This is a genomic window from Polaromonas sp. P1_G2, assembly GCF_056405515.1.
In genome coordinates this window covers 1-11611 of the sequence record NZ_JBFUBY010000126.1, presented here as the reverse complement: position 1 = coordinate 11611, position 11611 = coordinate 1, and the positions used below count along the sequence as shown (strand labels likewise).

General features: G+C 67.9%; 14 protein-coding genes and 1 pseudogene. All 15 read right to left on the bottom strand.

Annotated features, from left to right (window positions below):
- The coding region (locus AC1D0P_RS14180; RefSeq protein ID WP_477677326.1) for a calcium-binding protein at positions 1 to 855 on the bottom strand (855 nt) is incomplete at its 3' end.
- The gene (locus AC1D0P_RS14175; RefSeq protein WP_477677325.1) at positions 806 to 1327 is read right to left on the bottom strand and encodes a hypothetical protein; all 522 of its coding nucleotides are present in this window, start codon (positions 1325 to 1327) and stop codon (positions 806 to 808) included. The genes AC1D0P_RS14180 and AC1D0P_RS14175, both read right to left, overlap by 50 nt.
- 252 nt (positions 1328 to 1579) lie before the next feature.
- Positions 1580 to 2374 carry a flagellar biosynthetic protein FliR gene (fliR, locus tag AC1D0P_RS14170; RefSeq protein ID WP_477677324.1) on the bottom strand — a complete coding sequence of 265 codons (795 nt, stop codon included), beginning with the start codon at positions 2372 to 2374 and terminating at the stop codon, positions 1580 to 1582.
- A gap of 28 nt (positions 2375 to 2402) precedes the next feature.
- Positions 2403 to 2672 (bottom strand): flagellar biosynthesis protein FliQ, encoded by a 270-nt coding sequence (fliQ, locus tag AC1D0P_RS14165; RefSeq protein ID WP_477652273.1) that lies wholly within the window; start codon positions 2670 to 2672, stop codon positions 2403 to 2405.
- Between the two features lie 20 nt (positions 2673 to 2692).
- Positions 2693 to 3397, bottom strand: a complete 705-nt coding sequence (gene fliP, locus AC1D0P_RS14160; RefSeq protein WP_477677327.1) for a flagellar type III secretion system pore protein FliP — start codon at positions 3395 to 3397, stop codon at positions 2693 to 2695.
- A gap of 73 nt (positions 3398 to 3470) precedes the next feature.
- Positions 3471 to 3968, bottom strand: a complete 498-nt coding sequence (gene fliO / locus AC1D0P_RS14155) for a flagellar biosynthetic protein FliO (protein WP_477677323.1) — start codon at positions 3966 to 3968, stop codon at positions 3471 to 3473.
- Positions 3965 to 4420 (bottom strand): flagellar motor switch protein FliN, encoded by a 456-nt coding sequence (gene fliN / locus AC1D0P_RS14150; protein ID WP_477677322.1) that lies wholly within the window; start codon positions 4418 to 4420, stop codon positions 3965 to 3967. Before fliN ends, fliO begins: the two co-directional genes overlap by 4 nt.
- Positions 4413 to 5417 carry a flagellar motor switch protein FliM gene (gene fliM, locus AC1D0P_RS14145; RefSeq protein WP_477677321.1) on the bottom strand — a complete coding sequence of 335 codons (1005 nt, stop codon included), beginning with the start codon at positions 5415 to 5417 and terminating at the stop codon, positions 4413 to 4415. Before fliM ends, fliN begins: the two co-directional genes overlap by 8 nt.
- A 48-nt stretch (positions 5418 to 5465) precedes the next feature.
- Entirely contained in the window at positions 5466 to 5954 is a 489-nt protein-coding gene (fliL, locus tag AC1D0P_RS14140; RefSeq protein WP_477677320.1) for a flagellar basal body-associated protein FliL, read from the bottom strand.
- A 112-nt stretch (positions 5955 to 6066) separates the two neighbouring features.
- Complete coding sequence (locus AC1D0P_RS14135; protein WP_477677319.1) at positions 6067 to 7431, bottom strand: flagellar hook-length control protein FliK; 1365 nt, start codon at positions 7429 to 7431, stop codon at positions 6067 to 6069.
- A gap of 25 nt (positions 7432 to 7456) precedes the next feature.
- Positions 7457 to 7912, bottom strand: a complete 456-nt coding sequence (fliJ, locus tag AC1D0P_RS14130; protein ID WP_477677318.1) for a flagellar export protein FliJ — start codon at positions 7910 to 7912, stop codon at positions 7457 to 7459.
- A gap of 54 nt (positions 7913 to 7966) precedes the next feature.
- Positions 7967 to 9400 (bottom strand): flagellar protein export ATPase FliI, encoded by a 1434-nt coding sequence (fliI, locus tag AC1D0P_RS14125; RefSeq protein ID WP_477677317.1) that lies wholly within the window; start codon positions 9398 to 9400, stop codon positions 7967 to 7969.
- On the bottom strand, positions 9393 to 10187 hold the full coding sequence (locus AC1D0P_RS14120; protein WP_477677316.1) for a flagellar assembly protein FliH: 795 nt from the start codon (positions 10185 to 10187) through the stop codon (positions 9393 to 9395). Before AC1D0P_RS14120 ends, fliI begins: the two co-directional genes overlap by 8 nt.
- A complete protein-coding gene (fliG, locus tag AC1D0P_RS14115; RefSeq protein ID WP_477677315.1) occupies positions 10180 to 11175 on the bottom strand; it encodes a flagellar motor switch protein FliG in 996 nt (331 codons plus the stop codon). Before fliG ends, AC1D0P_RS14120 begins: the two co-directional genes overlap by 8 nt.
- Positions 11165 to 11611: pseudogene (locus AC1D0P_RS14110) on the bottom strand (flagellar basal-body MS-ring/collar protein FliF); the annotation flags it as partial. The gene fliG and the pseudogene AC1D0P_RS14110, both read right to left, overlap by 11 nt.

Genomic DNA, 11611 nt, shown 5'->3' with positions numbered 1-11611 from the left:
ACCCAGGCCGCCGGCCATGACATCGGCTCCTTCGCTGAAGATCGCCGGGGCGACGGAAGCATCCGTGCGCTGGCTGGTGTCCAACACCACCGCAGTGTTCGCCTTCAAGGAATTGAAAAAGGCGTTGGTTTTAACAAATCCGTCGCTGAAATACAGGTTGTCGAGCTGGACAGCCGTGCCGCCGCTGARCTTGACCACCTCTGCCTGTCCGGCAGGCAGTCCGCTTTGGCGCGTCAGCGTGATCGTGTTGCCCGAGTACGYRGCCGTATAGTCGCCCAGGCGGCCCGTCAGGTAGATTTCGTCAACACCTCCACCCAGACTCGTGGCATCCACGCTACTGCCGGCCGTCACATAAACCTTGTCCACAGAAGATGACCCCAAAATCTGCAGGGTCTGGCCCACATGGCCCGAAGGTGCCCAACTGCCYGACATGGGAACTTCACTTATCACCTGGTCGCCGGTAACGAGCTTTGCCGTCAAGCTACCGGTGAGAAGAACCACCTTGATCGGCTCTGGCGTCGCCCTGTCCATCACATCGTCGCCCGCGCCGCCCGAGAGCGTGTCATTGCCCCAGCCGCCTTGCAGTACGTTGGCCGCGCCATTGCCGACGAGTACGTTGTTCAGGGCATTCCCCGTGCCCTTGAGAGCCGCCGTTCCGGTCAGTGAGAGGCTCTCGACGTTGGCTGTGAGTGTGTAGTCCACCGAACTGCTGACGGTGTCGAAGCCCTCGTTGGCGTTTTCCACCACCACGTCACCAGCGTTGTTGACCGTATAACCGTCGTCGCCAGCCAGGCCTTCGAGCCGGTCAGCGCCTGCGCTGCCGGCCAGTGTGTCGACGCCGACCGTGCCGATCATGTGATTGACCGCTGCGGTGGCAGCTGTGACGAAGTTCTCTGTGATTCCGAAGCCATCGGTGTAGCGGACAGCCACACGCACCCTCTGGCCGGCCAGGGAAGGTGCCCGGCTTGCCCTGGGTGCATGCGCCGGGCGGCAGGACGATGTCGGTCACCGTGGTTTGTGCGACCGCATAGCCCGGGTATTTCTCGAGTGCCAGGCGCGTGAAGATGCCTATGGCTTCGTCGACGCTGGTGGCCGACTGCATGGAGTGGACCAGCCTGAAGGTGAAGTCCTGCACGCCTTCGCGCAGGATGGCCGAGACCAGGTAGTGGCTTTTGGGTGCGGCTTTTGTGGCGGGTTTCCTGGCGGTTGGCCCGGCCGCCCGGCTGACGTCCGGCAGGAGCAGGCCCATGCTGAGCCAGCCRGCATTCGCGAGCCATGCCCGCCGGGCGCGTGTGGCGTGTTTCCCCTTGCTGGTGTGTGTCCTCATGACTCCCCCGTTCCCCGGAAAACCCCCGCCGCTTTGCCCGTGGGGCAAGGCCCATGGCGATCACGTGTGTGGGGAGGTGCTTTGGCTGTGCCAGTGGCTGCCCGCCGCGTGCTGGGCCGAGCTTTTGGTGGCGAGGCTGAAGGGTATGTGAGCGTGCGAGGGAGACCAGCGCGGATTGTCCGCGCGCGGTCATTGTTTGTGGGATTTATCGAGACCGGTCGGTGAAAACCTGGTCTGTGCCTGCGGACACTGCTACTGCCGCAAACCCTGCAAAACCCCCATCGTCCCCGCAAACGCCGCGGCGAAACGCGGCTCCAGGAAAGGCGCAAGGTATTGCATCAGCAGCTGCAGCATGGCGATGCCGGCCAGCAGGGTGATGGGGAAGCCGACCGCAAAAATGCTGAACTGCGGCGAGACGCGGTTCAGGATGCCCATGGCGAGGTTGAGCGTGAGCAGGGTGGCGATCAGGGGCAGGGCCAGCATGAGGCCGCCGGCGAAGATCTCGCCGCCGGCGTTGGCCAGCAGGAACCAGCCGCTGGCCGCCAGCGGTGCGTCGGAGATGGGCAGGGCCTGGAAGCTTTCGGCCAGCACCATGACCAGCATCAAGTGGCCGTCGACCGCGAGAAAAATCAGCATGGCCATGACGTTGAGCAGGCGGGCAATGACCATGGTGTTGCCGCCGCTGGTGGGGTCGAAGAAGGACGCGAATGAGAGGCCCATTTGCAGGCCGGCGTATTCACCGGCAGCCTGCACGGCCGCGAAGACCAGGCGCATGGAGAAACCCATGGCCGCGCCTATCAGGATTWGCTGGACCAGGATCCAGAAGCCGGCGGCGGAGACCAGGGGCACAGCCGGGGGCGTGCCCAGCGTGGGCGCGACCACGATGGCCAGCAGCATGGCCAGGCCGACTTTGGTCCTGCGCGGCACGGCGGCTTCGCTGAAGATGGGCGCGGTGCTGATGAGGGCCAGCATGCGCACAAAAGGCCACAGGAAAAACACCAGCCAGAGGTTGAGCTGGCCGGAGGTGACCGAAAAAACCGGCTGCATGGCTTTTTGCCCGAGGTGCGCCCAGCCCTCAGCCGACGATCTGCGGAATCGACGAGAACAGGTTGCGCATGTAGTCGAGCACGGTGCCCAGCATCCAGGGCCCGGCGATCACCAGCGTGGCGAAGACGGCCAGCAGCTTGGGGATAAAGGACAGCGTCATCTCGTTGATCTGCGTCGCGGCCTGGAACAGGCTGATCAGCAGGCCGGTGACCAGGGCCACCAGCAGCAGCGGCGCGCCCAGCAGCAATGAGAGCTTCATGGCCTCATAGCCCAGCGCCATGACGGATTCGGGAGTCATGTGTGTATTCCTTGGTGTCGCTAGAGATAAAAGCTCTGCGCCAGCGCGCCTATCAGCAGCTGCCAGCCGTCGACCAGCACAAACAGCATGAGCTTGAAGGGCAGGGAGATGGTGGCCGGGGGCACCATCATCATGCCCATGGACATCAGCACGCTGGCGACGACGAGGTCGACGATGAGGAAAGGGATGAAGATGGTGAAGCCGATCTGGAAGGCGGTCTTGAGTTCGCTGATCACAAAGGAGGGCAGCAGGATGCGCAGGCTGACGTCTTCGGGCCCGTCGAGCTTCTCGATATTGGCGAGCCTGGCGAACAGGGCCAGGTCGGCTTCGCGGGTCTGCTTGAGCATGAACTGCTTGAAGGGCTCGACGCCGCGCTCCAGGGCCTGCTCGGCGCTGATCTTGTTCTCGGAAAAAGGTTTGTAGGCTGTGGCGTGCACTTTGTCGAAAACCGGCGACATTACAAAAAAAGTCAAAAACAGCGAGAGCCCGACCAGCACCTGGTTGGGCGGCGAAGACTGCGTGCCGATGGCGGTGCGCAGCAGGCCCAGCACGATCAGGATGCGCGTGAAGCTGGTCATGGACAGCAGCAGCGCCGGCAAAAACGACAGCGAGGTCAGCAGCACCAGGGTCTGCACGCTGAGCGACCAGGTCTGGCTGCCGCCCGGGCCTTTGGTGCTGGTGATGCCGGGCAGGCCCTGGGCCGATGCGGCCTCGGGCAGCAGCATGAGGGTGACCACGATAAACGCGGGCAGCAGCAGGGCCGCGCCGGCGCGCAGGCTGGCAAGCTTGTTCTTCATCTCAGTCGCGTTTCTTGAGCCTGTTCAGCGATTCGAGCAGCCGGTTTGAGAATGCGCTGCCGGGGCCGGTGAAGCGCTGGGGCGCGGGCACCGCGTCGCTGTCAGGGAGGTTGCCGGGCAGGTTTTGCGCGGGCATGGTGTGCAGCGCGCGCACCTGGCCGGCCGCCACGCCCAGCACCAGCCACTGGCCGCCGACCTCGACGACGACCACACGTTCGCGCTGGCCGACCATGGCGCTGGAGACGACCTTGAGCAGGCGGCCGCTGCCACCGGCCTGCAGGCCGAAGCGCCGCGCCAGCCAGGCGCAGCCAAAAATCATCGCCACCACAAAGGCCAGGCCCAGGCCGGCCTGCAGCAGGCCGGCGGCGCCGAAGGAGGCGCGCACGGGTTCGGCGGCGGCCGCGGGCACGGTGGGCAGCACCGCGCCGGCCGACAGGCAGAGGCCGGCCAGCAGCAGCGCGACTAGCCCGCGGACCACGGTGCGAAACACAGGCTTCATCGGTTCAGCTTCTGCATGCGTTCCGACGGCGTGATGATGTCGGTCAGGCGTATGCCGAACTTGTCGTTGACGACCACCACCTCGCCCTGCGCGATCAGGTAGCCGTTGATGAAGACGTCCATGGGCTGGCCGGCCAGGCCGTCGAGCTCGACGACCGAACCCTGGGACAGCTGCAGCAGGCTTTTGATGGTGATGCGGGTGCGGCCGAGCTCGGTGGTCAGCTGCACGGGCACGTCGAGCACGCGGTCTATATCGCCGCGCGCGATCTCGAAGGCGGCGTTGCCCTGCAGCGGCTGGAACACGCGCTCGCCGGCCGCGGTGGAAGGCGGCGGGGATGCGGGCGGCGGTGGAGGAGGCGGCGCGGCGGCGGCGCTGGACTGCGCCTGCTCGGCGAGCGCGCTGCCCCAGTCGTCGGCGTCGGCCGCCGGCTGCTCTTTGCTGTCTTCACTCATGGTCTTTTCCCTTGCTGGAGTCGCTGTCCTGGTGGTGGATCATTTTTTCCACACGCAGGGCATAGTGGTTGTTGGAGGTGCCGTAGCCGCATTCCATGACGGGCACGCCGTTGACCTTGCCGATGATGGTGTCCGGGATCTCGACGGGCAGCACGTCGCCGGCCTGCAGCCTGAGCAGCTGGCCTATGCTCGACTGCAGGGTCAGGAAGTGGGCGCGCAGCTCGACCTCGGCGCTCTGCACCTGCTGCGAGAGCTGCTTGACCCAGCGCTTGTCGATCTCGATCTCGTCCTGCAGCGGATTCGACAGCAGGTCGCGTATCGGCTCGATCATGGAATAGGGGATGCAGACGTTGAGCGCCCCGCCTATGGGGCCGAACTCGATCTGGAAGGTGGTGTTGATGACCACCTCGTTGGGTGCGACGATGTTGGCCAGCTTGGCGTGCATCTCGGCGCGCACGTATTCGAACTCGAGCGGATACACCGGTTGCCAGGCGCCGCCGTAGCTCTCCAGCGTGAGGTTGAGCAGGCGCTTGATGATGCGCTGCTCGGTCTGCGTGAAGTCGCGGCCCTCGATGCGCACGTGGTAGCGGCCGTCGCTGCCGAACAGGTTGTCGACGACCAGGAACACCAGCTTGGGGTCGAACACGAACAGCGCCGTGCCGCGCAGCGGCTTCATGTGCATCATGTTGATGTTGGCCGGCACCGGCAGGTGGCGTATGAAGTCGCCGTATTTCTGGATCTGCACCGCGCCCACCGAGATGTCGGCGCTGCGCCGCATGAAGGTCAGCAGCGCGCCGCGCAGGTGGCGCGCGAAACGCTCGTTGATGACCTCGAGCGTGTGCATGCGGCCGCGCACGATGCGCTCGTCCGTGCCGAGGTTGTAGGTCGGCGGGCCCGCGGGTACGGGCGGCTTCGGGCTGGCCGCGCCGGCGTCGCCGGTGACGCCCTGCAGCAGCGCATCTACCTCGTCCTGCGAGAGCTGCTGTTCATAAGCCATGGGCGGATTTCATTGGGCGTCGTTATGGCGAATAGGTGCAGGCGATGCTTACTGCAGCATGAAAGTGGTGAACATCACGCTGGAGATCTTCAGCGAGGGCAGGTTGGGCACCAGGGGCTGGTTCAGCGCCGCCATGATTTCGGCGGCCAGCTTGGCTTTTTCCTCGGGCGTGATCAGCGCGTCGGAGGCGCGGTTGGACAGCACCGTGAGCAGCCGGCTGCGCACTTCGGGCAGGTACTGGGTGACCAGGGCCTGGGATTTGGCGTCGGGCACCTTCAGGGTGACGGCCGCATGCAGGAAGCGGCTGCGGCCGCCCGGCTGCAGGTTGACGGTCATGGGCTCCAGCGCCACGAAGAGCGGCGCGGCCGGCAAGGTGGCGGCGGGTGCGGCCTCGGCATTGCGCTGGTTGCTGAGGTACCAGGTGGCGCCCGCGGCCGCGGCGGCGGCCAGGACCGACAGGGCGATCAACAGGGCGATGAGTTTGGGCGAGGGCTGACGCGAGGTGAGGGTCTTCGCTGGGAGTGTGCTGGTAGCCATGGCGGTGTGGGTTTGGGTTGGTCAATCGATTGTTGGGTAAAACACCGGCCGTGCATCGCCGGAGCAGCAGGGGGAAAACGCTTCAACTTCGGCATTTGCCGGGCGCGTGTGCTCAGGCGTAGGTGTCCACCTTGCCGCGCGGGTGGGCTGGCGCTGCGGCCGTGGGGGCCGGTACCGCCGCATCGGCCGCCTGGTAGCCGGGCTGGGTGCGCTGGTTCTGCGCGCCGGGCTGGCCGGGCCGGCCGTCCTGGCCCTGGGCGAAGGCGGGCTGCTGCTGCTGGCTGCCGGAGTTGACCGAGGTGTCGCCCAGGCTGATGCCGTTGTCGGCCAGCGTGCCGCGCAATTGCGGCAGCGCGGCTTCGACGGCGGCGCGCACCGAGGCATGCGCGGACACAAACAGCGCCTGGACCTGGTTGTCGTTCATGCTGAGCGTGACCTTCAGCGGCCCCAGGCCCGGCGGATTCAGCTGGAGCTCGGCCACCTGTTCGCCGGCCTTGCCCATATGCAGCATCTGCCGGCCCAGGGCCTGGCCCCATTCACCGCTGCCGACTTCGGGGGTGAGGGCTGCCTGACTTGGGATGGGCGCCGCGGGCTGGCTCGGAGCCGGGGCGTGGCCGTGCGCCGGGGCGGCGGCCGCGGCGACAGTGAAGCCTGTGGCGGACGGTGAATCGGTTGCGGCGGCCTGGACGGCGGCGGCCGGGGCTGCGGTGATGTTGGTAGTTGCCGGGTCGGCCGCATCCTTGGCCGCCGCCATCGCGGGTGCCTTGCTTGCACCGGGCTTTTGTTCGGCGCGCGTGTCGGCGCCAAGCGCCTCGCGGGCCTCATCGCCGGGCCGCTCGTCGCGCGCTGAAAATTGCGTTGCCTGGCCGGCATCCGATGCGGCGACGGGCGCCATGGCTTTGGCGGCGGGAAGGTCCAGGGCGGCTTCGTCGTTTGCGGAGGCAGGGGCGGTGGACTGAAGCTCCCGGCCTTTGCCCGGTGTGGCGGGTGCAACCGGCAGGCCGGAAGCCAGCAGGGCTTGCGGCGCGGCGGCTTCGCTGTCGCCGCCCAAGCTGGCATCGTTTGCCGCCGCGGCGGTGTTTGCCGGTGCGGCGGCGGTCGAGGCTTGCGCCGCGGCCGTGGCCGTCAAGGAAGTGGCCGCGCCGCCGGCGGCAGCGGCAGTGCCGCCATCGGCGCCCGCCGCCTTGGCGATGCGTGTTTCCAGTGGCACAAACAGCAGCGCCGCGGTGTTGACCGTTTCGGGCGTGTCGGATTTTTTGTCGTCGGCGATGCGCTTGAGGGGCGTGGACGCGGCGGGTTTGCCGCCGGCCTTGGCAGGCGCTTCACCGGAGGCCGCGAGCGAGCGCGACAGCACGTCGCCAAAACTTTCGCTCTCGCCCTGGGCGGCTTCATCACCGCGGCTGGACGCTGTGGAAGAAGCCGAGGATGCGTTGCCGGTTGGCGCCGGGGTGGAGAGGGTAGGGGGGAGCAGGGACATGGCTGTTTCTCGCGGGTCTATCTATTCAGTGGCCCTGCAGGCTGGCGCGCATATAGAACTGGCGCGCGCTGCGTTCGTCGCTGTCGCGCTGCTCGCGCCTGTTCTGCACGGCCATTTCCTGCAGGCGCACGCGGCCGGCCAGGGTGTCGAAGGAGTTGAGGCGGCGCTGGCTGTTCTGCCAGTCGCCGCGGCCGGTGGCCAGCCGCGTGTCGGCCTGCACGGTGACGGCGCGCTGCTGTTCGATGGCGGCATCCAGCGTGGCGATGAAGTTGCGGAAGTTGCGCAGCTGCGCGGCAGGCACGCCCGCGCCCATCTGCACCTGCAGCTGGTCCAGGTATTCCTGGCGGTAGCGCTGCAGCATCTCGAGTTTTTCGGCCGCGCTGGTGTGCGCGGTCTGCAGCTGGCCGAGGCGGCGCGTGGCTTCGTCGGTCTTGTTCTGCGCCAGTTCGATCAGCGTGGCGAGCGGTAGCTTGTTGGGCATGACGGGATTCCTGGATTTGGGTTTAGGTGGCGAATGAAAAAATCAGGACGGGGCTCAGGCCTGGAAGATCGCGTTGAGCTGGGCCGTGGCGTCGGCGTGGCTCACGCGTTCTTCCATGGTCTGCTGCAGAAAGGCTTCTACCCGCGGGTACAGGGCGATGGCCTGGTCCAGCTGCGCGTCGTGGCCGGGCGCATAGGCGCCGACGCTGATCAGGTCGCGGTTGCGCTGGTAGYGCGACAAGGCCTGCTTGAAGCTGCGCACGGCCTGGAACTGTTCGGGCGTGATCAGCGCCGTCATGGCGCGGCTGATGGAGGCTTCGATGTCGATGGCCGGGTAGTGGCCGGACTCGGCCAGGCTGCGCGACAGCACCACGTGGCCGTCGAGGATGGCGCGCGCCGAGTCGGCGATCGGGTCTTGCTGGTCGTCGCCTTCGGCGAGCACGGTGTAGAAGGCGGTGATGGAGCCGCCGCGGCCTTCGGCGTCGCGCGCGCCGTTGCCGGCGCGCTCCACCAGCGCGGGCAGCTTGGCGAAGACCGAGGGCGGGTAGCCTTTGGTAGCGGGCGGCTCGCCCACGGCCAGCGCGATCTCGCGCTGCGCCATGGCGTAGCGTGTCAGCGAGTCCATGATCAGCAGCACGTTCTTGCCTTCGTCGCGGAAGTATTCGGCCAGGCAGGTGGCATAGGCCGCGCCCTGCAGGCGCAGCAGCGGCGAGGTGTCGGCCGGTGCGGCCACCAGCACGGCGCGCGCCATGCCTTCCTCGCCCAGGGTGTTCTCGATGAAGTCCTTGACCTCGCGGCCGCGCTCGCCGATCAGGCCGACGACGATGACGTCGGCGCTGGTGTAGCGCGCCATCATGCCCAGCAGCACGCTCTTGCCGACGCCGGAGCCGGCGAACAGGCCCATGCGCTGGCCGCGCCCGACGGTCAGCAGTGCGTTGATGGCGCGCACGCCGACGTCGAGCACGCTGTCGATGGGCGCGCGGGTCAGCGGGTTGATGGGCTTGGCGGCCAGCGGAACCTCGCGTGAGAAATCGAGCGGGCCGCGGCCGTCCAGCGGCCGGCCGGCGGCGTCGACCACGCGGCCCAGCATGCCGGCGCCCACCGGCAGCCGTTTGGTGCGCGGGCCCAGGCCGCCGGCATGGCCGGCGGGCGACTCCAGCGCATAGACGCGGGCGCCGGGCAGCAGGCCGTCGACCTCGCTTTGCGGCATCAGGAAGATGCGGTCGCCGGCGAAGCCGACGACTTCGCCCTCGGCGGTTTTTTGCGGGTAACCGGGCGGCAGCTCGATCAGGCAGTCGCTACCGACCGGCAGGCGCAGCCCGACGGMTTCGAGCACCAGGCCGACGGCGCGCGTGAGCCGGCCGTAGCTGCGCACCGGCACGCTTTGCGCCACCGAGGCGCGCGCCTCGTCGAGCGCACCGTGCCAGGCGCGCAGCGGCGCGGCGGCCGGAGCGGCAGGAGCAGCGGCTGCGACGGGCAGTTCAGACATGGATTGCCACCGGCGTGTGCATGGCGGTTTTCACCAGGGCCGCGGTGACGCGTTCCCAGCGGCCCGGCAGGCTGGCGTCCTGTTCGCCGCTGGCCGCCAGCACGCGGCAGCCGCCGCGCTGGCAGGCGGCGTCGCTGCGTATGCGCCAGCCGGCGGCCTGCAGGTCTTCGGCCAGGTGCTGGCGCACCAGCGCCGCGTCGTCGGGGTGCAGCACCAGCTGCGGCGAGCCGCTGAGGGCCGGCTCGGCCTGCAGCAGATCGCGCACCACGGGCAGGATGGCGCCGGTGTCCAGCGCCAAGGCCTGGCCCAGCACCTGGCGCGCGATGTCCAGCGCCAGGGCCAGCAGGTTTTCGGAAATTTCGTTCTCGGCGCCGCGCAGCGCGGCCGGCAGCGCCAGGGCCAGCGCGCGCAGCTGCGCGGCTTCCGCATGGACTTCGGCCATGGCCTGGTCGCGGCCTTGCGCCTGGCCGCGGTCGTAGCCCTGGCGAAAGCCTTCGGCCTCGCCGGCCTGCAGGGCCTGCAGGCGCAGCTGGGCCAGCTCGACGTCGTTGATCAGCACCTCGGGCTTGAGCGGCGCGACCACGGGCGCCGGTTTGGGCTCGGGGGCCGGCGCCGGTGCCGCATCGGATTCCTGCGCGATGGCCGTCATCTCCCAGCGCTCCCATGCGGTGAGCGCTTCCTTCGTGCCGTTGGCCCGGCGCGCGTAGGGCGGTTCGGTGGCCGGCCTGTCCGCGGCGGCGCGTGGCGGCAGATGCGTGAGAGATGTAAGAGGGGGCCGGTTATACATAGGAGTCGTTCCCCGGGCCGCCGAGCACGATCTCGCCAGCATCCGCCAGGCGGCGCACGATCTGCAGGATGCCCTTCTGCTCGTTCTCGACCTGCGAGACGCGCACCGGGCCGCGCATTTCGATGTCCTCGCGCAGCATCTCGGCGGCGCGTTGCGACATGTTCTTGAGGAATTTCTCGCGCAGCTCCAGCGGCGCGCCCTTGAGCGCGATGATGAGCGACTCCGATTCCACTTCCTTGAGCAGCAGCTGCACGCTGCGGTCCTCGAGCTCGAGCAGGTTCTCGAACAGGAACATCTCGTCGATCATCTTCTGCGCCAGCGCCTCGTCGTGCTCGCGCACATGCTTGATGACGCTTTCCTCCTGCGCGCTGCTCATCATGTTGACGATCTCGGCGGCCGCGCGTATGCCACCCAGGCGGCTGCGTTTGACGCCTTCGCCGGACAGCATGTCGGTGAGCACGTCGGTCAGTTCCTTGAGGGCGGCCGGCTGCACGCCGCCGAAGGTGGCCACGCGCAGCACGGCGTCGTGGCGCACGCGCTCGGGCAGTTGTTCGAGCACGTCGGCGGCCTTGTCGCGGTCCAGGTGCACCAGCAGGGTGGCGATGATCTGCGGGTGCTCGTCGCGGATCAACTCAACGACCTCGGTGGCCTCGAGCTGGTTCAGCCGGTCAATGCCGCTGGTCGAGCTGTCGGGCTGGGAAATGCTTTCCAGCAGGTCGGCCGCGCGGGTGTTGCCCAGGGCCTTGTTGAGCACGGCGCGCAGGTAGCTGCCGGCATCGACGTGGGTGGCCGAGTACTGCTCGGTTTCCTCGCGGAATTCGCGCAGCACCTCGCCGACCTCGTCGCGCCTGACCTGCGCCAGCCCGGCCATGGCCTTGCCCAGGGTGTGGACCACGTGCTGCGGCAGGTGCTGCAGCACGCTGCCGGCGCCGGCCTCGCCGAGCGACATCAACAGAATGGCGCTTTTGCGCGTGCCTTCATCCACCATTTTTTTCCGTCCAGTGTTTGATCAGCATGGCCACCATGGCCGGCTCCTTGGCCGCCATCTCCTGCGCGTACTGCAGGTTGGCCTCGTGCCGGCGCTTGCGTTGTTCCTGCTGTTCGCGGGCCTGCGCCTGCTGTTCGGCGGTTTCGCCCTCGGCCGGTTCGCTGTCCATGCCCGCCGCRGCCGCTGCCGCCGAGGCCGAGGCCGGCTGCAGGTGCTTGCGCAGCAGCGGCCGCAGCACGGCCAGCCACAGGTAGAGGGCGAACAGGCCGAGCAGCAGGTACTTGATCGAGGACTTGGCGATCTCGACGTTCTCGGGCTGGCGCCACAGCGGCAGCTCGGGGGTTTCGGTGTCGGCGGCGAAGAGGCTGTTGACGACGTTGAGCGAGTCGCCGCGTTCGGCGCTGAAGCCCGAGTCGCCGCGTTCGGCGCTGAAGCC